Here is a 26101-nt window from a genome sequence, read left to right on the forward strand (position 1 = left end):
AACTCTCTCCTTGCATAGCTGTATATTGACTTTATTATACCTATTACATGCTATACAGTCAATGTAGCCGCGCTTGCATCACGCTTATTTCCAATCCATCCAAATACAATGAGAATTCAATTCCAATAACAAACGTCGCCGTTTAGTGCCTACCTCAGAATAATCGTTGTCCTCAGTTATTGAGGAATAGACTTAAAATCATTATTCCGGTACTTCTAGTTTCACTTCTAAATCTTTTGTTTTCTGATCTTGTCGGTATCTTACAGTTATCACGTTATTCGCTATCTCAAAAAAATTTTTGGATAAGACAAGAGCTTGTGTTTCTTTCATATTTTTCTTTAATAGCATCGATTCGACGGCTGGACAGTCCCCCTGTTTCAATGCAAATTGATCATTTGAAATAAGGAGTCCGCAGTCAAAAACCAGATCCAACGACTTATCTGACTTATTATGAAACTCAATGTTGGTTTTATAATCATTGTGATCTGATTCTATCTGTGCCAGCAGACTCACACTTAAGGATTCGTCTTCAGCGAAACCTTTTAACTGACCTGGAGTCTCCTTTACTAACGGCTCGTTCAATGGCCCGTTTTCAATAGGGAAAGGGGCTTGAGTATACTCTATAGCGGTTTCAGTGATCGCATGAGAAGGACTTGATTCTGAAATCTCATCGATTGCTTGGGGCGTGGAACAACCGGTTACAAAAGAAATCGTGATTATAACCCCAAGTAAAAGAAACAGTCTGCTCATCAAATTAATCACCTCAACATTCAGACGCACCTAAAAGGAGGAATGTTCCAATTCCCTTTTGGAACGAGAGCACCATCAGAACCGCTCGTTACGCTGTCTCATTCTCCACTGTAGCTCTTCGTTCATATCCTTACCGCGTTTGGGCGGTTCATCGGAAATGTAAAGGACAGGTGAGAGTAACCTCTGTATCGTGACGGTAGCCAGTCGCCCCGCTTCATCGTTATCCAAATGCAGTACCAACCGCTTCACTTGCGGAAAACTTTGCAAAAATTGCGTGAGAGCGGCAGGCGGATCGCTTTGCTCTCGACCCGCCTTCGGCCTATAAATACCAGCTAACGACAACTTATGAGCTTGTCGCCAATTCCGACCGGCAAGATGCTCCAGCGTACAATACGATAAAAGATCAATGGCACTCTCAAACAGGTGCAGTTCAGGACTGTCGTTTAATGCTGGAATCGAAAATGAATATCGCTTGTCACTGCCAGCGGCTTCCCCCATATAACGGGTGCTTGTCGTTCCGCGTATCGCCGCATAGCGCGGAATCCCTTCTTGATCAAAGCCGACGAATACCGCGTTGTGATAGCGCCGGCTTTCATACAATCGCCCTGTTTCAAGACAATATTCGATCAACGCGCGATGGATACCGCGTTTGCTGAGGTATGCCGCGACGCGATGCGATGTGCGATTCGGTTCAGGAAGCTCAAACCGCACCGGGCGGTGTTGCGAAGGGTGCGAAAACGTAGGCTCGCTGACCGGATGAACGTCTTCGATTAGCAACACCGCATCAGGAAAAGACAGACCCCGCACTTTGATTAAATAGTCCAGCGCCGAACGTCCGCCGATCCCCCTTGACCACCAATACCATTTGCCGTTGGAAATTTTCAAGCTGTCGTGCGTTCGGGTGGTGTAGACATTGCGAGAGCAACGTACCAGTTCCGCAGGCTCGTATACTTGCAAATACGTGAGCAAATCCAACCTTTTTGCACGTTCGATCTGTTCCTTGCTTACATAGCTCATCGCCGCAGCTCCTTTCCATAGAAGCAAATAAGACATGACTACATTTACAAGTTGTGTCTGAACTTAATTGTAATTACATTCTGACTTCTCCTATGATTACTGGGTTCATTTCCAATATGTCCATATGACTAATCGCGATCCAAGCAGCGTCCGTTGGGTATACCGTTCATCGTGCCTTACTCTTACTCTTCCTTTTGGGATACAGGAAAGCTCTGCCTTCCCTCAATTCCGTAGCACCTTTCCTTTTCATGAACGCGTCTAAATCGCCCTCGTAAACCTGACTGGTCACCCCGTTTGAATCACGGATGTAATAGTACGTGTCGCCAAATACGTTCTTTTCTTTGGATATCAATTCCAATGTTGCCACGGTCTCTCCCTCCTCGGTCAAGCCGATTCCGTAACAAAGAGGCGGTAGAATCGGGAAAAAGCATCCGCCACTCGGGATGGCATACAACATGTGCATTCCTCCAAAAATGCGAAAAGGACCCCAAATCTGGAGTCCATTCGCAGTGTAATTTATAACTTTCATAGACAGCCTGTCTTTGACCTGTGAAATGCTGCACGTCGAAGACATCATTTTCTAAACGAAAAAAAGCCTACCGCGTGACGAAACGCGAGCAAGCTTCTATTGTTGAGGATACCCCATTTCGATTTCATCATAAAGCTCCAATTTTTCGACAAATACGCGTAACAATCGGCATGTCCTTGCAAATAAAGCGCCATTCGCTCCATCTGGTCGGATTCGTCCGATGCGCGCTTGTAATCCAGCCATGCCTGATGATCTTCGGCACTTGGAAAGACCGAAGCGTCTCCTTCCAATACCGATTTGACGAACGGATGCCGCTCTTTAAGATCGTTTCTTTGCCGGAGCAATCGTGCATACGCCTCCTCGTTTGCGCGCAGGCGGCTGACCGTCCTATTTTCAATCTCATCAAATACGGCTTCCATTTGTAGCACATTCATCGATTCCATCTGCATCCCCTCCTTGTTCCCACTATAACAAGAAGGAGGGGGAGGAACGAAGGTGCGAAAGCCGTTATCGTTCACGGCCCACAGCCCGTCGTTCCGGTGCTTCCGGTTCTTCGTCCGGCACGTTGTCCACGGTTTCATTTTCCCGCTTGTCCATGTTGAGCAGTGCATTCAATTCTGCAAGCCGCGCCGATTTCGTTTGCAACTCCTGCTCCTTCTCGAATGGAGCCGCGATTTGTTCCTTCGCCGTTTCCATTTGCTGACGCAAGGTGGCAAGCTGCTCGCGGGCACGCTCCAGCTTTGCAGGCAAGTCGGATAAGGCATTGTTGATCCGGGTTATGTTACCGCCCGCATCCGCACCTAATGCGACCGTATGACCCAGCGCACCGCGTAATGTTGCCTTATATTCCTTGTGGAAGCTGTCAAAGGACAACCACAAGGAAAATCCCCGATAGCTGCCGACTTCCTGCGGATCGGGTGATGTCATTCCTTTGCAAGCATCAAGCAAAGCCGCGCCTGCCGCCGCTCTCTCTGTATAGGTGAAATCCTTGATGACCATGCCGGGGAATTTCGATTCCTCCGATTCCTCGTGCTCAGTCGATTTGGAACGTAAGAACAATGCTGCATCCTGTTCATAACCGGCGATCCGTTCCTCCGTAGACTTGATTTGCTGCGGCAACATTTTGAGCAACCGGTCCTCCAGCGCGTAGCGCTGGCTTAAATGGTTGGCTTTGAGCAGCTTCAGTTTGGATACCTGGATATCCAAGTCCATTTTTTCTTTAATGTAAGGGTTCCCGGTCGCCAGCGCCTTAACCTCGGCATAGGAGAGGGCCGTCTCGTCAATATCCTCGGCGGAACGGACCGGCGACTTGCTGGTCATGATCTGCGAGATAAAACGCTGCTTATTCTCAAGTGTCTGGTATAAGTAAGCATCAAATGTGTTCTCGGTGACATAGCGGAAAATGTGCACCTCGCTATTCTGGTTGCCTTGCCGGATAATACGCCCGCTGCGCTGCTCTAAATCCCGCGGACGCCAAGGGCAATCAAGGTCGTGGAGGGCAATCAGTTTCGTTTGCACGTTTGTGCCCGCCCCCATTTTGAACGTCGATCCCAGCAATATCCGAACTTGGCCGCTGCGTACTTTAGCGAACAGTTCCTTTTTCTTGACCTCGGTATTGGCGTCGTGAATAAAGGCGATTTCCTCGGCGGGAACGCCTTTTTCCATCAGTTTGCGCTTTAGCTCGTCGTACACGTTAAATGTACCGTCCTGCTTGGGGATGGATAGATCGCAAAATACCAACTGCGTGAGCCGCTCTTCCTGGCTGTCCACCCAATATCGGTAGACGTTGTCCGCACAGGCGCTTACTTTGCTGCCTTCGTCGTCGGGGAGCATCGGATTGGCCAGCCGCTGATCGAGCGCCAGTTTGCGTCCGTCATTGGTGATCGTCAGCATATTGTCCTCGTGAGGCTCCACTTCCTTCGCCCGCACCCGTTCGGCGCGGCGGGCGAGATCCGCTACCATGTCGCGTTGAAAATCGCTTGGCGGCACGGCAACATTATGGAAGTGAGCTTTCGGCACGGGAAGCTGGAGCATGTCCGCCGTCTGAATGTCGGCCACTTCTTTGAACACGTTCATTAACTCGGGCAAATTATAAAAACGGGCAAAACGGGTTTTCGCCCGATAGCCCGTTCCTTCCGGCGCAAGCTCGATCGCCGTAACCGTTTCGCCAAATGTCGAAGCCCAGGCGTCAAAATGCTGCAAGCCCTGCCGCTTGAGCCGCTCGTACTGCAAGTAGCGCTGCATCGTGTACATCTCGGTGATGGAGTTGGAGATCGGGGTACCCGTCGCAAAAATGATCCCACGGCCCCCGGTAAGTTCGTCCAAATAGCGGCATTTGGCAAACATGTCCGACGACTTTTGCGCTTCGGTTTGCGACAGTCCGGCCACATTGCGCATTTTCGTATAAAGAAACAGGTTTTTGTACGAATCGGCTTCGTCCACGAATAAACGGTCTACGCCCAATTCCTCAAAGGTGACGACATCATCCTTCCGGCTTGTATCGTTCAGCTTTTCCAGCTTCGTTTGGAGCGTCTTTTTCGTCTTTTCAAGCTGCTTGATCGCATAGCGTTCGCCTCTGGCTTCCTTGAGTTCCCGGATGCCGTTTGTAATTTCCGAAATCTGCTCATACAGCTGCTGCCGTTGACGTTCCATTGAAATCGGTATTTTTTCGAACTGCGAATGGCCGATGATGATCGCGTCATAATCACCGGTCGCGATCCGCGCGCAAAACGTTTTGCGGTTTTTCGTTTCAAAGTCCTTCTTGGTCGCCACCAAAATATTCGCGGACGGATAAAGCTGCAAAAATTCCGCCGCCCACTGTTCAGTCAGATGGTTCGGAACGACCAGCATGCTTTTGTTGCACAACCCTAGATGCTTGCTCTCCATCGCTGCGGCGGTCATGGCGAATGTTTTGCCCGCGCCGACGCAGTGGGCAAAGAGGGAGTTGCCGCCGTACAATGCGCGGGCAACCGCATTGACTTGATGCTGGCGCAGCCGGATTTCCGGGTTCATCCCGGTGAATCGAATATGACTGCCGTCGTATTCGCGGGGACGGATGGCGTTAAACCGGTCATTGTACAGCCCTGTCAGCCGTTCGCGCCGCTGCGGATCTCGCCATATCCAATCGCGAAACGCTTCTTTGATCATCTCCTGCTTTTGCTGGGCGATGGCCGTCTCCTGCTTGTTCAGCACACGCTTTTCCACGCCGTCCTCATACACGGTGTCAAATACGCGCACGTCTCGCAAGTTCAGTGTATCTTCCAGTATCTTGTATGCATTAACGCGGTTTGTGCCGTACGTGACGTTCGCCTTAATATTGTTGCTACGGTCATCGCTTTTGCCTTTGACGTTCCAGGCCGCCGTATATTCGGAATACATGACGTTGATGTAGGTCTGGTACATCGGCGGCGTGTCCACCAGTTCAAACAGAAATTGCCGAATGTCCTCTGGCGGAAGCCAAGTAGCGCCCAGGCGGACGTCGATTTCGGAGGCGTCCAGGTCTTTCGGCTGTACCGCTTCAAGCGTTTTGACGTTTTCGCCGTAACGTTCGGCATCGTATGCGGCAAACTGTTTGGCCACGCGCAGCTTCTCCCGCACATTGCCGGACAGGTACGCATCCGCGGTTTCATAGATCGGCTTTCCTTTCTCGTCCAGATGTTCGGGATTAGGAAAGATGACGCCGCGCAGCTCCTGAATCAGCTGATCTTCCGTCATGCCGGTTAGCTCCGCCATATACGGCAGATCGACACGGGCTTTTGCACCGATGGAAACCGCAAGCGCTTCCGATGCGGTATCCACCTGTTCTACGTGGATACGCTGACGGATGGTGCGCTTGGTGAACATATCCGCTTTGCGCAGCAGCCGTCCTTCCTCGTCAATGATTTCAAGTGAGCAAAGAAGAAAGTAAGAACTGTCATCCGAAAAAGCAAGGCTGTTGGCGCGGCTGTTGATCAGGCCGTATTGTGCCGTAAACCGATCGTACTGCGCATTCAACTTACGCTGTTGCTGCCCAATCATCTCATCGCTGTAGTCTTCGGTTTGGTACTCGATCAACTCACGCACGGTGTCCCGCAGTCCGATCATGCCCTTAATGCGACCTGCTGCCGTCGCCGAAGTGTCCACACGGCGCATCCGGCTGTTCTCCCGATAATAGATGTGACCGTCCACCAGCGCAAAGCTGAAATTGCGGACAGACGGGTCAGCAGGGAGGGAGGTGTCTTCTTCTTCCGGCTGGTGATCACGTTCCAGTTCCACCCATTCGGCATGGATGTTAGACAATGCTTCGCGCAGCAGTTCATCCAGATTAGTGTCGGGATACGGCTTACAGGCGGTTTCCTGCCGGTTACCGTACATTCGGTCGTCAAAAACCATTGTGCCCAGCACCATGTCCGGATGGGCAGCAAAGTAGCTATTGATCGGCACACCGTCCGCTGTCTCTGCTAGTGATAGCCATGACTCGGTTTGCTCGCTGACAGCAACCATGCGATCCCGTTTTTGTAAAAAGATAATATCAGCGGTTACTTCGGTGCCGGCATTGGCCAGAAACGCATTATTCGGCAGACGCACTGCTCCGAGCAGTTCGGCACGTTCCGCAATATATTTACGTACCGCCGGGTTTTGCTTGTCCATCGTTCCTTTGGACGTAATGAAGGCAATAATGCCGCCCGGACGTACTTTGTCCAGCGTCTTGGCGAAAAAGTAATCGTGGATGAGAAACTTGTGCTTATCGTAACGTTTATCCGCCACACCGTAGCCGCCGAACGGCACGTTCCCAATGGCGAGATCAAAGAAGCTGTCCGGCAAGTTCGTCTGTTCATAGCCGCTGACGGCAATCGACGCCTGCGGATAAAGCTGTTTGGCCATACGACCGGTTATGCTGTCCAGTTCCACGCCAAAAAGCCGCGAGTCTTTGAACGACTCCGGTACCAGACCGAAAAAATGGCCGATGCCGCAGGACGGCTCCAAAATATTGCCGCTGCGAAAGCCCATCGATTCCAGACATTCGTACATCGCTTTGATGACGGTCACTGACGTATAATGGGCATTCAACGTTGACGCACGAGCGGACGCATACTCCTCCGGCTCCAGCAATTCTCGAAGTTCCGCATATTCAGCTGCCCACTGCTTGTTCGCTTCGTCAAATGCCTGCGGGAGACCGCCCCATCCGACATAGCGAGCAAGCACCGCCTGCTCGTCTGCTGTCGCTTCCCGCTGCTCCTTCTCCAGCTTGTTCAACAGACGAATCGCTTCTATGTTCCATTTGAATTTCGTTTTTGCGCCGCCATGCCCCAGTTCATCGTCAGTAATCCTGTAGTTAACCGCAGGAGCAGCCGGACGATCCGATGCTTGAGTTGGTGAAGGGACATTCGCTTGTTGCGTCTGTTGCTCCTGCTCATCGTTTAATCTAGTCGATGAAACATCTTCTTCCGCTACCAACTCCCAACCTTCTACATTTGTTAATTCCGGTTCTAGCTCCCCGGTAATCAGATGATCATTTAGCGGGTTTTCGCGCAGTATTCGCTCAAAATCCCGACGATTCCACTCTTTGATAAATAGTGGGAACTGCCGGTCTTGCAGCATCACCGTTTGCGATTCCAATTGCGCGACTTCATATTCGTCCGCACCAATCCAGACGATGCTGCCTACATCATAACCGTAGCGCGCCCGTTCCCGATTCGGCGTCATATGTTCCAGTTCCGCTTGCGCGTCCGGTTGGGGAAGCACATCAGATGATGATGCATCCAGCTGCGGCACATCGGGTCTAGCCATTTCCGCCGCTTGCTGCCGCCGCCGTTCTTCCTGTTCCTCCCCAAAGGCGGGCAATCGCTCGGTTTCCTGCCGGTTCAAGTAACGACCCGCTGCAAGCAGTTCGCCGATACGTTTCTGCACTTTCAACCACGGCAGCACGACCTGCGCATCCGGGTTCATGATGGAGCCGCGGGTGAGAGTGATGCCTTTGCTGTCATAATTCATATGAATATCCGTGCCGGTCAGCGCAGGGAGACGCCCGCCGATCCCGTATTCCCGTTTCAGGAAATCGGCGTTCTCCTGTGCGGACAGCGACTGCTGAAAATGAAGCGCAATGCGATACTTGCCATTCTCAAAACCGCTGCCGTTTTGCAAAACAGCGTCAATGACCGCTTGCGGCATGAAAAAAGCGGAGGCTTTTGCGTCCTCCGCTTGCTCCATCCACAGCGTCTGTTGCTGGATGGAAGGTTCTGCCCTTTGTGATAAGTCAAATTCGTTTAACAGCAGCATGCTGGAGATATGCCCTGCGATGGCACCCCAATCGTAAAAGCTTTGCGCCGTACGCTTATCCGCCGTTCCCGTCCACAGATGCAGAACATTGCGATACGGTTCAAACCCGGCTCGTAAGCCGTCTTCAAGCATTAGCTCAGTGATGCCAGCCGGAAACAAACTGCGCACATACAACAGTCGCTCGCGCTCATCTTCATGAGCATGGAAAAACGCTACAATCTCCGTCTTGCTTTCCCGCAGCGGCGCGGCTCGGATCATATCGTTGATAATCGCTTGGTCGTGAAAAAACGGAAGACTGCGGTCCTCCGTTTCCCGATCAAACCATTTTATTGATAAATCAGTTCCGTGAGAATCAGTTCCTCCGCTTGTTGCTTCAGGTTGTTCATATATCCCGTCCAGGCCAGCGGATTGCTCGTCTTGTCCGGAGCCGGGTGGGATGCGAGCAATTCCTGTATCGTCCGCTCGATCTGCTCCCGCGCTGTCTGGTCGATGTCCGCCAGATGTTGGTTCAACTGCTCCGACAACATCAGATGAGCGTACATGCCCTTCCGCTCGGTTTTCAGAAACGTCTTGCGCATCATCCCGTACTTCCCGATCGTCGTCTCCGCTTCGCTTAGCGTCAGGTTGGGCAACAGATAATCCCCTTGCGGCGTGTAGGTCAGCTCCATATTCATCCTTCCTTTCTTGTCGAGTAGCTTCATTGTGCGGCATGGAATCGGGTCTTGCAAGGGTGCGAGTCGAACGATCTTCATTCATTCGCTGTGCATCCCGGCGCAGCGCCCGGACGGTCGATTCCACTTCCCGCAACATCATCTCGGACACATCGCTAATCGCTGCGCCCAAATGGGACAATGTAGGAAGCGTGTTGAAATACCCGATGCCGGACAAATCTTCGATGCTGATGTAATGTGCGGGATTGAGTCCGCAACGGGTCATTGCCATGTAAGCGACGGCCGATTCGGCAGTTTGCTTGAACAGCAATTCCACATGCGGGATGTCCAGGTCCTCCAGTAAACTGTACTCCCGCTCTTTCATCAACTCGGCCACATAATCGGCGCTGTTGTCATCCACCGCATTTCGTGCAGCTGCGAGGAGTGCAGCAGGCAGATCCGCATGTGGTTCCATCTCATCCGACGCGCCAAACGCATTTCCCAGCGTCTCGATGACATGAGCCGTATCGCTGTCCTGCAAACGCCATAGCGATAACTCCGGCTGGCGTCTGCTCTGGGTATCCGATACGTCAAACACATGACGCAGACCCAAGTGGTTGCCCCGATCTTCGATCAGGGCGATCCCTTTGGCACCGCGTTTCACCCAACGGTCCAGCCGTTTGTTCCAAACGTCAATCGGCGCGCAAGCTGTCGCATCAGGACGTTGGGCGTAGATCAACAGTTGATCCTGAAACGGATATTTATAGTTCCAGGCTGCCGTCCGCAAAAAATCCGCCCAGCGCTCAGGCTGGTTCGTCACTGTGCGAGCCATGCTGGCAGCTAGCTCGACAATGCGCTGCAACTTGGCTGTCATGAGAGCACCTCCCTTACAGAAGCGTAATTTGATTGGTCAGACGAATGCCTTCTTCGGAATAACGAGCCGTAATCCGAAGGAGTCCGATAAGTATCAAGCGATGGAGATTGCGGCGGACAGTGGAAGGGGAAAGGCCCACCTCCAAAGCCAGCTTTTTACCGGACAACAAGACGCAGCCAAGCCGTCCGCCCGCGCGGTCCATCAGGTAGCTGTACAGCAGTTTTGCGGCAGGCGGGACTTTCGCTTTCGCCAGCAGTTTATACCTCGCGAGATCGTTCATGGTCTTCCTCCTCAGCAAGCACTAACACCCCGACAAACGATCCTGCCGGACGTAGCAGTACAAATAGAAATTGTAGTCTCCCGTATGCGGAAAACAGCGCAGATAGTATCGATGGCGCTCCGTTTGAAAACAAAAGCCGTAAACGCCGGAATGCCACGCACCGGATAAACGGGCCTCTGGATGCGACAGGCAATAGCGGTTCATCCGGCTGCGGCTTTGAAGCAGTCCTTGCTCGGTCAACGTCTGCACCACCGCATCCAGTTCCGCTCGAAAGGACGGCGTTTTGAGCGCAGGTGCATGATCGAACCAGGTTGCCCAGTATGTCTCGCCGCTGCTGCCAAAATAGCCGCGAAGGTGCCCGATGCATCGCCGTTCCTCGTCTTTCTCCCTCGAAGTGGAATAAAAATAAGCCGCATCCTCCGACACGGCCGCTTGCAATCTTTCCAGCATGATCTTTTCCTCCCGGCTGGTATAAAAATAAGTTTTCTTTAATGGGTTCCCCCTGTGCCATAGTCGTCATAGGAGGATAGATTCGCATGATAAAACACAATATCCCCGTCCTTCAACTGGAACGTCACGCCATACGGGTCGGTGAAACTCCGCTGAAATCCTTCCATCTGCCATTGGTTATTCAGCGGTCCGAACATGTATTGCAAATGAGGATGGTTCAAGTCTTTGTTGCGGATCGTTTCGAGATTGAAATTAACGACGATGTACCCATCCTTCAAGAAAATAGGCGACTTGTCATCCAGCCGGTTTTTCCGTCCATATTCCGCCAAGTTGAACCCTTTGGGCACCACATACGGCGCGGCAGGCAAACTGTATTCGCCATACCACTTCTGCACCGAAGCGTTGGCGCGGGCCGCATGGACGCCGGAAGGCACGTTCATACTGCCGATAAACGTCCGAAGCTGCGGCGGAAGCAGCATAATGTCGTAGCCGCCGACATACTTTGACTTCTGCACATCCATCATATATTGATCGATAAACGTCTGCTTGGTACCGGACGAACCGCTTAACGACCAAAGGGTGGCGGCAGTATCGGTCAACTCCTGCCTGGGTACATTGCGCAAGCGAGCGTCAAGCGTCACATATCTCTTCTCCGTATCGTCGATAGATCCGATGCGAATAAACCGCCGATTTCCCGAATGGTAGTAAAGATCGACTTCCTGGCGGTTCCTTCCCTTGCTGTCCACAAAATAAAACGTCGGTGTAATGCGGATGCCGTCTCCTGCGCCGAACATGTTGCCTTTCGTCATCACTTCAAATTTGAAATGATAGCCCGTTTTGACCGATACGTTCTTTTTGCCGCTTTCCGGGTGACTGCCTTGCCGTACCGGCAGCACGTAAGGAGGGGTATTGCCGCGCGGTGCGCCGTCAATGCCTTTCGTTCCGACCCAATAAGCGTTTCCGGTCGGCGTTGCGCTGCCCTTTTGGGTACGGAACACCGACTCCCAAGCAAAGTCGGCGATGTCGGTGATCCGAAAATCATAGAGGCGGCCAATGACTTCCACCGGAACCACCTGCGTAGCCACATGATGTGTCAAGTCCAGATTGGCATTCATTTGGGACGTAAAGGAAGCCGGACTGTTCTCAGCAAACGTTCGGAATAACACGTCGTAATTACTCTCATCCACCCAAACGGGCAAGTAGAAGGTCGTCTGCGTTTGTCCGACCGGGATGGACACCCACGTTTCTTTCGGAACGAACGTTGTGCGATCCGCTTTGTACACGTCAAACGGAAAACGAACCTGTTTATCTCTCACATACTTGGCATAATCCCGATTGCCGTAGCCCTTGATGTCCTTGTGCGGGCCGCTTGTCGGAATCGTCACGGTAAAAGGCCGATCCAAAATGAGCGCCGAACGTCCGGCGGTCGGCTGCGTCTTCTGATTATGCGCCTGATCGTCCGACACCGAGGCGTAGTTCACCACCGGTGTATGCACGGTCACCGGGTTGATGCCGTTAATCGGATAGGTTTTGTCTCCGCCGCCGCCAATGCCTTTAATCAGGGAATATGATATTGTACCGGTACTTGGCTGACTTGCTTTGTTCGTTTTGGACGCGTCGATAAGATAGCCTTTGCCGTACAACACATCTTGCCCGATCATCGTCGGAGCCGGAATCGCGCCCGGCGTCGGCGCTTTTTCTTCAACGATTCGGTTGTCCATGATGGTTGTTCCGTTAAAAACGAGCGAATCGTTTTTTACTTTGATTTTGCCAATCGCTTTCTCGGCCTCGTTTTTCCAATCCTCGTTCGGAACGGAGGGGCGGCTGGAACCGCCGGAAATCGTTTGTCCGGGAAGAGTCACATTCGAATAGACCGGATCGGTGATATGCGCGCTAAGCGACGCATCATGCGATGCGGAAACGGTTGGCGGCCTGTAGCCACTCGGAACAAGCGTAACTGTTCCCGAAGGAAGCGCATAATTCGAGACCGTCGCCTTTTGAATGCCGTATACTTCAAGATTTTGAATCGTCCAGAAGCTGTACCTGCGTTCAATCGAATAGTTTTTGGTGACCGTCTGTGTGTCTGAACGCGGAACCGAAATGGTCGTCGGATTCCCGTTCGCATCAGGCGGGCCGGGAACGTATTCGGTCCATCGCAACGTATATGTCCGGCTTACGGAAATCGGGTATTGCTTTGAGCCGGCCGTTTCCGTGAACGTATTGCGGTACAAGTACGATTTAGCCAAGGCGTTCACATACAGGCTCTCCGAAGTCGGAATGCCTTGCAATACATCAAACTTTTCTGCGCCGCGCGCTTCCGCCTGAATGACGGCGGAAACGGTTGGCTCCATCACTTCAGCCTGCTGGGAATCGCCGGGCTGCGGTTCTCCGCCGCCATCACCTTTGTGAACCGTATGATCGGATGTCGAATCCCCGGTATTGCCGTCCACATCCTTCACGACAACGGTGATTTTTACGCTTACTTTGTCGCCGGAGGTAAACGGGATTTTGATCGGAATCGTTTTATTAGCCGAAGTGCCGGAGAGCGTTCCGGTTTTGTCGCCTGTTTGAACAAGTCTGGCGTTTCGAATATCCATGATTTCGTATGATTTCAGGATTTTTAATGACTTCACTTCAAAAACAAAATTCCCGTCCATTTCGGTCACGTTTTTGTCAACGGTTTCCGGCGCTTCAATCCGGGACGTAACCGTAACCGAGGAGGGAATTTTGTATATGCCGATAAAGTTGGAGCCGCCCGATCCAACGAGAATGGATCGCTCCTTGAGCTTGGGATCGCCTTTCTCCTGAATGAACAGCTTCTCGTCGGGCTTGTTATTGTTCGTAATGTAGGAGCGGATGATTTCATAAGTTTGGCCGCCAGAAGTGATTTGGCCCTCAAACGTATGATTCGCTTCCTCTCCTGTTGCGAAAACGCCTTTGTCCACTTCCTTGAGCTTTGTACCGTCTTCTTTCTGATAGATGGCTTTCACCGGGTTGTTCTCCGCATATTCGGCTATGGCATCTGTTCCACCCAGCGCAACCGTAAAACTTCGCGTTCGCACCTTCGGATTCGTTTCGGGATCTTCCTGCAGCCAGTTTTTCTTCGTCGGGTCCTGCTTCGGTGATAAATAGGAGCGAACGATTTTGTACGTTTTCCCGTTATCTTCGATCGTTTCGGGAAATTCATGGTTGATCGTTTCTCCGATTTTGTATTTGCCCTTTTGAAACGTCACTTCCGGTTTTTGAATGACTTTACCGTTTACGGTTTTCGCAATGACATCGACCGGAAAATCCGCACTGCGGTAGGGCACATGTATGCCGAAATAATCGTCCAAGTCGTCCTCGTGCGCCCAAGGTTCGGCCCGTTTGATCTCTTCCAATGTATAAAATGGCCCTTTGCGCACGTTGCCATTTCCATCGATGGACACCATAATCGCATACAAATACAAGTCGTCGTTGTCCTTGATGTCGCCCATGCCCGCCTTCCACATGCCTTCCGTGACAAGCGCCTCGCTGACTTCGTAAAAGGTTGTTAAAGGCTGGCCGGGGATCGGCGGATTCGGGTATTGGCCTACCTGCTGCACTTGTTGGTTCAAAAACGAAGCATGCTGGCCGTTTTTCGGATTGCCGCACTGCTTGGGCGAAGTATTCGTGCATAATTGATCTCTGCGTATCGTCCAACCTACCGTTCTGTAGCGGATGGAAGAGGTTGCGGCCGTACTGGTTATTTCAAAGCTGATTTTTCCTGCCTCGGTTCTTACTTTGGGGGGCGCAGCATTCGCTACGAAAGGAAATACAGAGAATAAAAAAGAGCATGCCAGAAGCACGCTCAACGCCGTTTTTATGATTTTGTTTTTCCTCATCTATTTCGAGTCCGCCTTTCCGATGAGATAATTACGGAATAAACTTGCTCCTGGATCGACTTTCAATGTACTGCCCCAATCTCCACCAACATTCGTGGATAGGGAAATATCCGCATATCCTTCGTACCAAACCTGCGTTTCGAATTTGCGGTCGTTGGGGAAATGCTCATCGTACAGCAAATTCTTACTCTCTGTGAATGAATTGAATTTGATTCTAAACTTGGAACGCACGTAATTGTTCCCAAACCCATCCTTATAAATCATGGACGGTTCGGGATCCAGGTATCCCTCGATCTGAATCTTGTTTTCTTTAACCCAATCCACATAGCGACGTATATATTTCAGTTCCGCATTGGAACTTTGCACTTTCGTAGCAAATACCGCTTGCGCCCACATATCATCGATCGTTTTGTAATCCACGTTCAGCCACAGCGCGCCGAACGTTTTCAACCGGTTCATCCAAATATCCACGTTTTTCTTATTAAATTCCGGTATGGTCGAATAGAGAACAGATGAAACTTTGCTGTCCGTAGGATGCGAGTAGGGATAAGCCATTTCATACGCTTCATTCGGCACATCGGCTAGGATATACGGATAATCTTTCGCGTTCTTTGGCAGATTGGTTGTGCGAATGAGTCGGCCCCATTCATCGTAGTTTGCATTGGCATCTTCTTTTGTAGAAATAAAGACGGTCGATGTCGGGCTATCCCAATTCACTTCCGCCCCCAGCGCTTCGCTGACAAAACGCAGCGGGACAAACGTCCGGCCGCCGCTGGTGATCGCCTTCGTATCGAAAACCATTTCTTTGCCGTTAACGAGCGCCTTGCTTTCGCCGATCGTAAGCACAATATGCAGGTCATCCCGCTCAATCGGTACGGTCATGGTTTGTGGCTCCCAGCCTACTTTCGCGCCCATCTTTTCCGCGATGAATCGAACCGGCACGAGCGTCCGGCCATTTTCATCCACAAAAGCCTGTGCGTCGGGAAACCAGATTTTATGACCGTCCATAACGACGCTGACAAAGGATGGAGGTTTGCTCGCCGCGTTTGCCATCATACTGAACAGGCTGCAAAGCATAACGGTGACTAGCCCCGATAATATCCATTTTCTCACGCGATTCACTCCTCTCAATATTATTGCTAATGACGAATTTGGTAGATTTCGACTGTTAGATTCATCATAGAACCGAATCGGCGGAGTGTCCACTTTCTGAAATAGCTGTCGTCTTGTTACGATGGTGCAGGCGGACAACCAAGCGGCATATAGCCTTTTAGCGCAGCCGCTTTTTCGCTGGAAAACGTTTCTTCCACCGGATAGGAAAAGCCGCATGTGGTGTGATAATACACCTTCATGCTTCCTTTTCTGGCTCCAACAATCTCCGGCTTCTTGAGCACGCGGCTTCCGCCGAGGGCGTAGTTGTTATAAAACTTGCCTCCCATCGGAATGCCTTGAATAAAGGCAAGTACCCCGACATCATCCACGGTATTGTGCCACTCCTCTTGCGAAATCGTTGGCAACGTGAACGTGTAGGAGAGACCAAATCGGGAAACCGATTCGTTATGTTTGTTGATCCGGTAGGCCAATTCGTCCTCGATTGCGCGGACAATGGTACTTCGGCGCACCTGCTCGAATCGCTCCGCGTCTTTTAGCAGCGCAATGTTCGTCTGCTGTCTAACGTCGACTCGCAAGCCCTCGTGCCAGCTTCGGCTGCCCGCATCGTAAGCGAGGACGAAATCGTCCAGCGTGAACGAAAGGCTGTTGCCCGATAGATCGGCGTAGGCATACGGCTTTTTCGCTCCCCAAACCGGTTTTCGTTCCGTGTTCCCGTCAGTTCCCGTCCACTCGTCCTCGGCATAGATGTAAAAGCCGTCGTACCCGATGACCACGACTGCCGGGATATACCGGTTGAGTACTCCTTGCGCAATGGGATCGTCGGCGATGCCGAAGTTTGTGTATAGCGTTCGATAAAAAGCGGCAATTGCTTCGTCTTTATTCAGCGCCACCCGCTTGGCCGATTCGTATTGCGTCTCCCGTTGCTGGTTGGCATTGACAGTCAACGTTCTCGCCGCGTCATCCACCGCCGCATTCAGCGCGGCATTATACCGCAGTTCGGTCAATAGCGCCTTCCGCTGCGTTTCGACTTCGATCCGGTTCACCGTCGCAAATGGCAGAAAAATGAGCACCCCAACAATGGCCCATTCAATGATCTTCATTGCGCACCACCCCGCCGTATGGAAGGTATATTTTTTCGATCGGACTGATGGCCTGGTTCAGAAAATCGAATAGGGTCGTGCCAGGTGTCCGGTTCGTATTTTCAACCGTAACCGCAAAGGTATCGCCAACCCACAACTTGTAACGTCGCGCCACATCATCTTTTCCGGCCGTGCTGTTCGGGAACAGAACGGGAAGGATCTGTGCGTTATAATACGTGTAGTAGTGAACTTCGTAGCTGCCCCGAAAAGTCTCCGGCCTTGTTGGGTCGTCATACACCGGCACGTACTTTTTGCTTCCGTGTTCCATCTGCACATCGAAGGTGTTGCCCGTTGCCGCAATCGTCTCCAAAAAGTCGTTATACATGGTCGGCGACACATAACCTTTATCCCGTACCGCGTCCACAAAAGCTGTCGTCGCTTTCAGGACGACCAGTTCGGAAACATCGTCCTGTTGGTCGAATGCAGCAGAAATTGGGTAAAGGTAGAGCAATAGAATGGCAATGAGCAACGCAAATATTTTCGAAATACTGTTCATGGCATTCTCCTTAACGTGAGACGAAAATAAGGCGCAGCAGCTGACCGGACGCATCCCGCTGGGCGACTGCCGAATACCGGGCATTCAAGCGAATCCCGAAGGGGACGAACTGTTCCCGATCAAGCGGCGGCGCATATCGAACGCCGTCCACCACGATTTCCGCTTCTCCCGTCTCCAGACGGGCAATGGATTGCACCACCTCTGCGCCGGATACGATGCCATCGCCAGCCTGGGGCGAAAACGACTGCTGCATGTTGCGGTCCAGCGACTTTCCCGACACATAGGCGGTCGAGTTCAGCGCAGCCCCGGTTTGAAAGAGCAGAAGCCCGCTTGTGACAGCCATCAGAAAGAGGAGACAAGCCACACTCATCTCCAGCATCGTCCTGGGGGCATGTTCCATTGGTTTCCCTCCTTGGAAACGCAGGGGCGTCCGTCAGTAGAGGACACCCCATAAGCGTTTTATGATAGTCAAGGTATCGATCGCTTATTGCTGTCGGAACACGATGCCGCGGATGACGTTGCTGCTGTCGTGAACCAGTTGCGCCCGGAATTTGCCGCTCGGATTGACGTAGTTTATATCTGATTCATCGACCGCATGACTGAGTTGCCCCGGCGCTACGCCAATGACCGAACCATAGGTTACGCTGTCCATCGGAACGCCTGTATTGATCACTTTTCCATACCACTGGCCGACCGGATTTTTCCCCGTGACGATCTGAATGCCAAACTGGTCTTGATCGCTGAACTTGCGCAGCGCATTAACCACCTGGCTTCCTGATAGCGTCGTGTTGTCGTACACTGTAAACGCCGTTTGTGACAGTTCGGTCTGAATGTTACTGAAATTGCTTTGCGCCGCTTTGGTTGAGTCTTGTGCGGAAATAAACAACACAACGGCGAGGGTAATGAGTGCGATGGCAAGAAAAATGCCTGCTGCCATCACGAGTGCTTTCTGTGCGTTAGACATGAACCGATCTCTCCTTCAAATGAAATAGAAAATAAAAAAGACACTTCCTGTTTGGAAAGCGCCGCAACATGGCCGCTTACTGGATGCGCTGAAGCTGTTCGTAGTAAACGGACATTTGGTGCAGGCTGACGATAACGAGTGGAATGACCAGATAGCCGAAAATAAGGGCCATCATTGGCGCAAACCCGATCCATTTTCCCCAGCCTGCCTTTTGCTCGATCAATTGCTCATATTCCTGTTTGCGCTGCTCCTGCGCGTAGGCTTGCTCCGACTCCAGATCGTCGAACGCTTCTCGAATCGGCAGGCTTTGCGCCGCCAGTTCCAGCTTTTCAACCGTGCGGACGAACGGCAAAAAAGGCGCATCCTCTTTGAGCTGCGCCAACGCCTGATCCGCGCCCTGTTCGAAATGAAGCAAGCAGGTCTGCAGCGGCTCCTTAAACACGCGGGCAAACTGCTCCATCCAAATGAGCAGATGCTCGACCGACATACGGTCCATATCTGCCAGCATCGCGATGACGGCATGCAGTTGATCCACTTCATGCTTCATCTCCATCTGCCGCATACGCCTTTGGAACCACCGAACGCCGACCGGCATGGCGTAGCCGCCCCAGCCCGCGAGAGCGGCGAGGAGCGTTTCCCACCACTTCACATACTGATTGTCCAGCTTCGCGAGCTTGCCAAGGATGCGCCGAGCCGCGGTGCGAAGCTGATCGTCCGGATTCGTCGTCGGCGATTCGCTGCGGAGCAAGGCCATAACCGTTTCTTCGGTGCGGTTCTTCACCTCCTTAGCGCGATCAATGATGCGGCGATCGAGCGCCGCCGCTTCACGCGCCTTGTTTTCCTCCTCCGGCGAAAGTTGGCCGAACAAGATGCCAGGCTTCACTGGCGCATACAGGATTTGATGCCGACTTGCGGCATGCAGCGCAATAAACATCCCGAGCACAACCAAAAACGCCATGCCTCCCGCCACGATGCGCTGTACATAGAGCCATTCCAGCCGAAGTTGCGATGCGGTTTCCTTGAGCAACTTGACCATGCGGTCGGCTTCTCGGGAACCGGGGGCGGGGCTGATGCGATGCACAAGCCAGCGCATCCACGGCCACTCGTACACCCGTCTCTCCCATCTTTTTCGGCCGGTCGGTTTTGGACTCACGTCCAGTTCCTGAATGTTGCGCAGCAGGACATAGGACAGCCAAACGACCGCCATTAAGCCGATTTTCACGATCCAGCCGGCGGTGCTCGCATAAAAAGCGTCCATCGCCGGAAAGTAGTGGCTGGCCCAAGCTTCAATCGGCCGGGTAAACAGCAGCGGCAACAGCGCGATAGCGGTCAGTCCCTGCAACAGGAAACCAAGACGCTCGCGACGCAACAGTTCCAGATTCAATTCGGTCGCGAGCTTCCCGAGCGCCTTCAAGTACACGGAGCCGGTAGTGGTTCGTTTATCGCCGTACTCTTTCACCAAATGCGACAGCCCGGCCAAACCCTGCAAATAGCGATTCGGCGCGCTCTCGATGTACTGCGCCAGCCGCTGCTCCGCGTCGCTTGTTGTCAGCACATCGTATATTTCGTGTCCATGCAGCGCCATCTCATACGGCGCACCGTCCGTCGCTTCATAAATGGCTTCCTCCACCATCCCATGACGATGATAGTGGTGACGCACATCCGAGAAGAAATGCCGAAGTTGCCGTAGCAGGCGCGTTTCCAGACGATGGACGAGGTTGTCCGAAAAGATGCCGTGGCCAACCCAGAAGCCGATGGCGATCATGCCAAGCGTGACCGGATCGCGAACACCGAATGCCAGCGGAACAGCCGCTGCAATCAGCATGCCCCAAATAATTAGAGCCGTCTTCATCGTCTCCAGCCGCAGCTTCCATTCATCGCCAAGCTGGAGGATGGTCATTCGTTTACGGAGTTGAAGCAAATAGGCACGCAGAATCGGCACGCGCTCGCATAGGCGGTACAACTGCTGCAAGACGCTATACAGCGCTTGCTTTTTGCGGGCTTTGCCCGGCTTGCGCAGCGCTTCATACCGCCGAACGGCCTCTACGTCCGAACCGTAGCGGGATACCCATTGAAACGCGGCCAACATCGCGAGGAACAACACCGTCGCCGCACCGAGCAATAGGGACAGCCATTCAAGTTTCATCGCTATCCCCCCAATGAACCGCCAAAAACGCCTCGAACGCCGCCTGGTCTGGCCCGGCGAGACAAGCAGCGATTTCTTTGCGGCTTTTCTCGGATAGCGGATGAACAGCGACATACCGTCCGTCTCGGTATTCGATTACATTGCGCGCGGCATAAAGCGGTCGATCCGTCGTGCGGCGGAAGTATTCGAGCAACGTCTCCATAAACGCCGTCATTTTCTCTTCGGTCGTTGCTTTGTGGCGGAACGAATCCGGGTAGGCCACCTCCTGTTCCACCGGCACGCACTCGGTAATGCGCTCGATATAGCGATGTCCGTCCGTGTCCCTTCTCAAATGAATGTCAAAGTTGATGACACTGACAACCTGCTGCTCGGCCACTTTCTCGTTTGTAAACACCCCTGTCTTCAGCAACGAATTGCGCAGCGAGTAGACGAGATCACGGAACGTTTTGGCGTGATGCGTAAACAAAGTAAACAGTGAAGCGACCTGCGCCATCTGCACCATCCAGGCGGCAACCGGGTCGGTCGCCACTTCCCCCAAAATATTGACCGAGCCGTCCGTTTTTTTCTGAATGTCCAGCCCGTCCTGCCCGGAGATCGTTTCCGTTTCCCGCAAACTTACAATGTTGCGATCCCGGTAAATTTTCCGAAGTTGAAGCTCAAAGGCCATTTCCTGCACCCGAATCGGTAAAATAGCCGGAATGTAGCGCACCATCGCCATCAAAAGCGTCGTCTTGCCGCTGCCTTGCGCGCCGGTAATGGCCGTAATGCGCTCGCCCATGACCAAATATCGAATCAATCCAATCGGAAGTTCGGCATGATCGTCTTGAATCAACTGTTCCAGCGTAGCGTTTTGGACATCGAATTTGCGCACAAAAAAAGCCCACGATTCACTGAACCGGGGGCGCAACACGACGACGCGGGAACCGTCGGCCATTTCATTCACCTTAAAACCGTTCGCTTCGGACAGTTGGCCGGGGAAATTATGCTTGTACACATTCTGGCACACGCGCCTTAGCTCTTGTTCCGAGCCGAAGGACAGAAAGCTCAGATGAATCGACTTTCCTTTATAAAACAGCCATACGCTGTCATGTGACTTCGGCACCTCGCGAAGTTGTGCTTCTTCCTCCAAGCTCCACTCGCCTTCCCACATCGCGGGCGGGATGCCGGACACGCCACCCGATACGCCATCGATTTTCATATCGCGGATTTCGTCGATGACGCTAAATCCTTTGTACTGCTGGTATATCCGCTGTACGATGATCTGCGTTTTGTCTTCGGCGGACAGCTTGCGCACTTCCCGCTTGTAGATGTCGCGGATTTCATCAGCGGTAATCCGGTAAGATTCGATTTCTTCGTCTTCCATGCTCCGTTTGGGGCGATCCAGTTCGTATTTTTGGATCAGTTCATCCAACGCCCTCAAACGATGTTGTTTCTTATATAGATAGAGCAGGATGTCAAACTGATCCTGTGGCGTGAGCGCTTGCGGATCGTCAAACGGCAGAAGCCGATTCAAGTTATCGTCGTCCAGTGTATAGCGCTGCTCAAGCAAATCGGTGATCACTTGCTTCACATAGGCCTTGTCCCGCAAATCACCGGACGTGCAGCCCCGCAGCGCTTTTTTCAGTTCCGCGCGCTTGTTTTTCCGGCGGCGGTATTCTTCTTCCGATAAACCATAGTCGATCAGGTTGCTGCTCGTCATCTCATGCAGCGCCACTTTCACAAACGCAGTCATCGCTTCCAGCGTATAGACTGGCTTTTCGTCCGACTGCTCCGGCAAGCGGCGGCTCATGCGCAAATAGAGCAGGACGCCGACCGCGATGAGGATGCCTGCTATGATCAATCCGTTCAAAACGAACATCATTTGCCAACGTCCTCCTTCCCGCCGAAAAGAGGATTGCCTAAACCAGCGCGCTGGGTGATCGCCTGCGCTAACGCCCGCACTTGTTGCACAAAAAGGCTGTTTTCATGATCGCGAGGCACCTTCCGGTTGCGAAATAAAAAATGAATAGCGTCTCCTTGCTGGGCGGCATCGAGCCAGCCCGTATTATGGACAATCGGGTACGCAGGCTCCCGGCGGTAAAACTGACGCATGACGTTTTTGATCGTCAACGACGAGCGAGGATCAACTTGTCCGAAAACGAGCAACAGCTTCCGATTGGACAGTAGCTGCGCCTCCACCAGCGGAAAAGCCTGCTCCAATTTGAGTATATTCTGTGGCAGACAGACGACCAGCAAATCCGCCTGTCGCAGCAGACCTCGTGTCCACTCCGACACGTCGCCGCTTCCTCCGTCGACCAACACCAGATCGTATGCCCGCCTTGTCAGTTCCAAAAGCGAGTCAAGCCAGTCCCGTGCGGACGAAACAAACGATACGTCCGGTTTGTTCGATCCCGGTAGGATGTCGAGGCGCTCGGCGAGCAGCGGCAACGTGTAATTCCGTAGCAATTTCGGTTCGAGCTTGCGGTTTTGCAATAGCCTGAGCAGCGCGTCAATTCCTACGTCGGAGGTGACGTCCGCTTTGCTTGTCCAAGATCGCCTTGGGTAAAATCCGCGTTCAATGGCTGCGTATTCACTTTGCAAATGCCCGAGCAGCAAAAGACGCGAGGAATATTCAAGTCCGAGCAGCGCGGCGGCGGCGATCAGGTTGCTCGTCGTACCGGCTTGTCCCGAAATCGGACTCCAGAACACCACAGTAAAACCCATTGCTTCATCTCCTTTCGTGCAACATTACCGGATTCACGCGCGCTTTCGGGAGCGCGCCCATGCCTGCCGAGCCGTTTTGGCATCGCAATCAAACAACTGTTGCAGCATGTCGAGCACGGTTCGGCGATACGTCCCGGACAGCCGCCTGATGTCGATGCGGCCATGATGCTGGTTGTCGAGCTCAACGGATAGATTCCGTTCGTCAAGCGGAAAGCGGAACACGGTTTCCTCCCAGCGCACAGTCTGGTGCGGCAGCAGCGAATCGATGTACGACTCAGGTATGGCGGTCGGCAAGGTGGGGGTAATCAGTTTGTAAAAGGTGAGCGGTTGTCCCTCCGCTTCGTGAAGGCACAGCCGCTGCATCAGACTCGCATTGATTTGCATGCCCAGCCGACTGTAATTGCTGCACCAAACCCGCTTGTCATAGCCCGGTAAGTCTCGTCCTTTCACAAATTCGGTGTGATCGGTGTCAAGCAGCATGACATCATAAGCCGCTTCGCCTGCGGATTGAAGGACAGAGCGCTCCAGTTGCGCTGATGTGAGCAGCCCGGTCGCCACATCGATGCCTTCAAACTCCCGCAGCGAATAGCCGAATTCCACTTGAGGCAAATAGCCTTGCATCGATTGGGCGAGTGTAGAATCCACGATCAATACCTTTTGCTCCAGCGCCGTGAGCAGCTTGCCCAGCACAAGGAGCAAGTGACTTTTGTCCGGCGCGCCGAAAAACACGATTTTTTTCATGAGGGCCTCCTTCACTGATTAAAAATGTGCTCCAATTTATCTTCGCTGGCAGGCTCTCCCGACGGCAAAGCCGGCACTTGCGGCAGTGATGGCGCTGGCGCTGGTTCCGTTTCCGGTCCATTTTCATTCGTTGTTAACGAATCGGAAGGGGAGGGCAGCGGCTGCACGGTTGGCGGTTCATAATCGACTGTTGATGATGTGTCTATCGGTTGCGACGGAATCGCTTCTTGCATGGTATTGCCTTGTTGCGTAACAATGCGCTCATTTTGCAGTTGCTGCTGAACCGTTACACTGCCGCTCGTCACACGCAGTTTGTCCGACTCGCTCATCGCTTTGAGATTGTCATCCAGTGTCGCGCGAAGCTTGCGGGCAAGCTCGGTTGTCGCTTTTTCGAGCAGGTTCGGATCATGTTCCATCAAATCGAGCACCTTCGGATTGGCAGGATAATTGACCACTGCCGCTTCCTGCAATCCAGGCTCGATATAAGGCAGGGCATACAGACGAGCGCCTTGCAAGTAGGCGTCGATAATCGCACTTGACGTTTGCAAAATATCCAGCTCATTCATTTCCAGCCAGATGACCGTGCCCGATAACTCCCGCGCTTTCTTTTTTGAAAGCAGGACAAAATCCTCGCCAGTCGGGAAGTTGATTCTCACGTCAATGTACTGCCCCTTTTGCAAATTGGAGGGAAGCTGAATGACATGAAACTCCTGTAACCGTAAATCCTTGGGGATCGGTGCGCCCTCGTACAGCATCGATGGCATCAACGGCGTGCCTGGCTGCAATTCGATTTTGACTCTTTTGCCAATGACCGAATTTTGATCGGTAATCATCCCGGATGGCACCAGACTCGCAGGCATTGTTTCAGCCTTAATGTCTTGCGCCGTCACGGTGCCGCCGGCCGGGATGGTTCGCGCCACGGTCCAGACGTTTCTGCGCGATTGTTCCTCTATCGTTTTCAGTTCCTCGATTTGCCTTTCATAATGTTCCTTCATTTGCTGCTGCTTCTGCTTTTGTTCCGATTGGTTAATCAGAGAATAAATGACCGCAGCCACAAGTAAACAAACACTTATAGCGATCGCGGTGATAATAAGCGTCTTACGGTTCCGATAAGTCCACGACATCGCTCACGTCTCCTCTCTCCTCAATACTGAAATGCTTTCGAACGTTTTACCGGGCATCGTCACGGCACTTTAGCTTTTGCTGGACCGCAGCCTGATGCTGCTCCAGCTTTTCTTGCGCCCATGCGGGCATATGCTCCGGTTTTATTAGGCCGATAAAATCCTCCCGATTCCAGCGAGACTCCTCTCCGGTATACAGATTTAACACGTAGACGGCGCGGCCTCGGGAATAGGCAGAGGTGCCAAAACCGCTTTGTGCCAATACAAGCTGATTAACTGCAGTGCGATATTCGGGACGCAACCGTTCCGGTCGGATGGCGACGACCTGGTTGTCAATGCGCATGTCTTCGCGAATGGGCTGACATTGTGCCTGGGTGAGGGGAGTTAGGGGCACCAAGACGGTTGCCCGTTCTTCTTTGAGATCCTCCAGTTCCCATTGCACACGGGAAATAAAGTCATGCATGGCCTCAAGATAATCCGCGCCAGCTGAAATCGCGTAGAATTGCTCGACACCCAACGAATTGTTTCGGGTGCAGGTACACACCATGTACGGATGATCAACATTGGTTTCGTCTATGCCAAGCAGCACTTCCACCTTCCCGATGGAGATGGCCTGATAGACTTCGTAGTTGTCCACCATTCGCTTCATTTCTTCCATCGTCCGTCTTCCTTTCCTGGCAAGTTGCGGTCTTCCTTCGTTCTCCGGTTTCGTTTGGATTGACCGGTTTCACGAGATTCCTTTTTTCGCGTGCGCGTCTCCTCCGTCTCATCCTCCAAAACTTCAATGCGGTTGAAACCCGGTTTTTCTTGCATCAGGCGCTCATACTGACGACGCCTCCCTTTTGTGAAATACATCGCTTATCGCCTCCCCAAAAATGGGCATAAAAAAGCTCTCCGTTATAGGGGAGAGTGCCAACGAACAGGATAAGTATTCAAATACAAGTTAGCGTTCCTGTTCCCGTTGCCGCTTTTTATACCAGCTTTCCAATAGTTGCACGATCAGGTCT

Annotated in this window: 20 protein-coding genes; all 20 read right to left on the bottom strand. The window is 52.4% G+C overall.

Going from position 1 to position 26101, the window contains the following annotated elements; all coding sequences use genetic code 11:
- Positions 1 to 201: 201 nt before the first annotated feature.
- A complete protein-coding gene (locus FKP33_RS23980) occupies positions 202 to 750 on the bottom strand; it encodes a hypothetical protein (RefSeq protein WP_174350980.1) in 549 nt (182 codons plus the stop codon).
- Between the two features lie 75 nt (positions 751 to 825).
- Positions 826 to 1767, bottom strand: coding sequence for a DUF3991 and TOPRIM domain-containing protein (locus FKP33_RS23985; RefSeq protein WP_141336557.1), 942 nt, complete (start codon positions 1765 to 1767; stop codon positions 826 to 828).
- A 166-nt stretch (positions 1768 to 1933) separates the two neighbouring features.
- Complete coding sequence (locus tag FKP33_RS23990) at positions 1934 to 2134, bottom strand: hypothetical protein (protein ID WP_236595684.1); 201 nt, start codon at positions 2132 to 2134, stop codon at positions 1934 to 1936.
- Between the two features lie 206 nt (positions 2135 to 2340).
- Positions 2341 to 2739: a hypothetical protein gene (locus tag FKP33_RS23995; protein ID WP_141336559.1), complete on the bottom strand. Its 399-nt coding sequence runs from the start codon at positions 2737 to 2739 to the stop codon at positions 2341 to 2343.
- 64 nt (positions 2740 to 2803) lie between these two features.
- Positions 2804 to 10078 carry a helicase-related protein gene (locus FKP33_RS28005; protein ID WP_141336560.1) on the bottom strand — a complete coding sequence of 2425 codons (7275 nt, stop codon included), beginning with the start codon at positions 10076 to 10078 and terminating at the stop codon, positions 2804 to 2806.
- Between the two features lie 13 nt (positions 10079 to 10091).
- The gene (locus FKP33_RS24005; RefSeq protein ID WP_141336561.1) at positions 10092 to 10358 is read right to left on the bottom strand and encodes a helix-turn-helix domain-containing protein; all 267 of its coding nucleotides are present in this window, start codon (positions 10356 to 10358) and stop codon (positions 10092 to 10094) included.
- A 21-nt stretch (positions 10359 to 10379) separates the two neighbouring features.
- Complete coding sequence (locus FKP33_RS24010) at positions 10380 to 10808, bottom strand: hypothetical protein (protein WP_141336562.1); 429 nt, start codon at positions 10806 to 10808, stop codon at positions 10380 to 10382.
- 38 nt (positions 10809 to 10846) lie between these two features.
- Positions 10847 to 14671, bottom strand: coding sequence for a DUF5704 domain-containing protein (locus FKP33_RS24015; RefSeq protein ID WP_236595687.1), 3825 nt, complete (start codon positions 14669 to 14671; stop codon positions 10847 to 10849).
- Entirely contained in the window at positions 14672 to 15784 is a 1113-nt protein-coding gene (locus tag FKP33_RS24020; protein WP_258313543.1) for a copper amine oxidase N-terminal domain-containing protein, read from the bottom strand.
- Between the two features lie 116 nt (positions 15785 to 15900).
- A complete protein-coding gene (locus tag FKP33_RS24025) occupies positions 15901 to 16884 on the bottom strand; it encodes a hypothetical protein (protein ID WP_127609429.1) in 984 nt (327 codons plus the stop codon).
- Positions 16871 to 17419, bottom strand: a complete 549-nt coding sequence (locus FKP33_RS24030; protein ID WP_127609427.1) for a hypothetical protein — start codon at positions 17417 to 17419, stop codon at positions 16871 to 16873. The genes FKP33_RS24025 and FKP33_RS24030 overlap by 14 nt, the downstream gene beginning before the upstream one ends.
- Positions 17420 to 17429: 10 nt before the next feature.
- The gene (locus tag FKP33_RS24035) at positions 17430 to 17819 is read right to left on the bottom strand and encodes a hypothetical protein (RefSeq protein WP_127609425.1); all 390 of its coding nucleotides are present in this window, start codon (positions 17817 to 17819) and stop codon (positions 17430 to 17432) included.
- A gap of 84 nt (positions 17820 to 17903) precedes the next feature.
- The gene (locus FKP33_RS24040; protein WP_127609423.1) at positions 17904 to 18383 is read right to left on the bottom strand and encodes an ABC transporter permease; all 480 of its coding nucleotides are present in this window, start codon (positions 18381 to 18383) and stop codon (positions 17904 to 17906) included.
- Positions 18384 to 18459: 76 nt separating this feature from the next.
- Positions 18460 to 20529, bottom strand: coding sequence for a CBS domain-containing protein (locus FKP33_RS24045; protein WP_127609422.1), 2070 nt, complete (start codon positions 20527 to 20529; stop codon positions 18460 to 18462).
- On the bottom strand, positions 20519 to 22390 hold the full coding sequence (locus FKP33_RS24050; RefSeq protein WP_127609420.1) for an ATPase, T2SS/T4P/T4SS family: 1872 nt from the start codon (positions 22388 to 22390) through the stop codon (positions 20519 to 20521). Before FKP33_RS24050 ends, FKP33_RS24045 begins: the two co-directional genes overlap by 11 nt.
- A complete protein-coding gene (locus FKP33_RS24055) occupies positions 22387 to 23232 on the bottom strand; it encodes a CpaE/TadZ family protein (RefSeq protein WP_127609418.1) in 846 nt (281 codons plus the stop codon). Before FKP33_RS24055 ends, FKP33_RS24050 begins: the two co-directional genes overlap by 4 nt.
- Before the next feature lie 33 nt (positions 23233 to 23265).
- Positions 23266 to 23973 carry a hypothetical protein gene (locus tag FKP33_RS24060; RefSeq protein ID WP_127609417.1) on the bottom strand — a complete coding sequence of 236 codons (708 nt, stop codon included), beginning with the start codon at positions 23971 to 23973 and terminating at the stop codon, positions 23266 to 23268.
- A gap of 11 nt (positions 23974 to 23984) precedes the next feature.
- Positions 23985 to 25097 carry an SAF domain-containing protein gene (locus FKP33_RS24065; RefSeq protein ID WP_127609415.1) on the bottom strand — a complete coding sequence of 371 codons (1113 nt, stop codon included), beginning with the start codon at positions 25095 to 25097 and terminating at the stop codon, positions 23985 to 23987.
- A gap of 46 nt (positions 25098 to 25143) precedes the next feature.
- Complete coding sequence (locus tag FKP33_RS24070; protein WP_127609413.1) at positions 25144 to 25752, bottom strand: hypothetical protein; 609 nt, start codon at positions 25750 to 25752, stop codon at positions 25144 to 25146.
- Entirely contained in the window at positions 25740 to 25949 is a 210-nt protein-coding gene (locus FKP33_RS24075; protein ID WP_127609411.1) for a hypothetical protein, read from the bottom strand. Before FKP33_RS24075 ends, FKP33_RS24070 begins: the two co-directional genes overlap by 13 nt.
- Between the last annotated feature and the right edge of the window lie 152 nt (positions 25950 to 26101).

This window comes from Paenibacillus sp. tmac-D7, from assembly GCF_006519665.1.
Classification (GTDB): Bacteria; Bacillota; Bacilli; order Paenibacillales; family NBRC-103111; genus Paenibacillus_G; species Paenibacillus_G validus.

What these genes read in the sequence shown, in the direction of transcription:
- FKP33_RS23980 (WP_174350980.1), bottom strand. Translation starts at nt 750, where the DNA reads ATGAGCAGACTGTTTCTTTTACTTGGGGTTATAATCACGATTTCTTTT.
- FKP33_RS23985 (WP_141336557.1), bottom strand. Translation starts at nt 1,767, where the DNA reads ATGAGCTATGTAAGCAAGGAACAGATCGAACGTGCAAAAAGGTTGGAT.
- FKP33_RS23995 (WP_141336559.1), bottom strand. Translation starts at nt 2,739, where the DNA reads ATGGAATCGATGAATGTGCTACAAATGGAAGCCGTATTTGATGAGATT.
- FKP33_RS28005 (WP_141336560.1), bottom strand. Translation starts at nt 10,078, where the DNA reads ATGACAGCCAAGTTGCAGCGCATTGTCGAGCTAGCTGCCAGCATGGCT.
- FKP33_RS24005 (WP_141336561.1), bottom strand. Translation starts at nt 10,358, where the DNA reads ATGAACGATCTCGCGAGGTATAAACTGCTGGCGAAAGCGAAAGTCCCG.
- FKP33_RS24010 (WP_141336562.1), bottom strand. Translation starts at nt 10,808, where the DNA reads ATGCTGGAAAGATTGCAAGCGGCCGTGTCGGAGGATGCGGCTTATTTT.
- FKP33_RS24015 (WP_236595687.1), bottom strand. Translation starts at nt 14,671, where the DNA reads ATGAGGAAAAACAAAATCATAAAAACGGCGTTGAGCGTGCTTCTGGCA.
- FKP33_RS24025 (WP_127609429.1), bottom strand. Translation starts at nt 16,884, where the DNA reads ATGAAGATCATTGAATGGGCCATTGTTGGGGTGCTCATTTTTCTGCCA.
- FKP33_RS24030 (WP_127609427.1), bottom strand. Translation starts at nt 17,419, where the DNA reads ATGAACAGTATTTCGAAAATATTTGCGTTGCTCATTGCCATTCTATTG.
- FKP33_RS24035 (WP_127609425.1), bottom strand. Translation starts at nt 17,819, where the DNA reads ATGGAACATGCCCCCAGGACGATGCTGGAGATGAGTGTGGCTTGTCTC.
- FKP33_RS24040 (WP_127609423.1), bottom strand. Translation starts at nt 18,383, where the DNA reads ATGTCTAACGCACAGAAAGCACTCGTGATGGCAGCAGGCATTTTTCTT.
- FKP33_RS24045 (WP_127609422.1), bottom strand. Translation starts at nt 20,529, where the DNA reads ATGAAACTTGAATGGCTGTCCCTATTGCTCGGTGCGGCGACGGTGTTG.
- FKP33_RS24050 (WP_127609420.1), bottom strand. Translation starts at nt 22,390, where the DNA reads ATGATGTTCGTTTTGAACGGATTGATCATAGCAGGCATCCTCATCGCG.
- FKP33_RS24055 (WP_127609418.1), bottom strand. Translation starts at nt 23,232, where the DNA reads ATGGGTTTTACTGTGGTGTTCTGGAGTCCGATTTCGGGACAAGCCGGT.
- FKP33_RS24060 (WP_127609417.1), bottom strand. Translation starts at nt 23,973, where the DNA reads ATGAAAAAAATCGTGTTTTTCGGCGCGCCGGACAAAAGTCACTTGCTC.
- FKP33_RS24065 (WP_127609415.1), bottom strand. Translation starts at nt 25,097, where the DNA reads ATGTCGTGGACTTATCGGAACCGTAAGACGCTTATTATCACCGCGATC.
- FKP33_RS24070 (WP_127609413.1), bottom strand. Translation starts at nt 25,752, where the DNA reads ATGGAAGAAATGAAGCGAATGGTGGACAACTACGAAGTCTATCAGGCC.
- FKP33_RS24075 (WP_127609411.1), bottom strand. Translation starts at nt 25,949, where the DNA reads ATGTATTTCACAAAAGGGAGGCGTCGTCAGTATGAGCGCCTGATGCAA.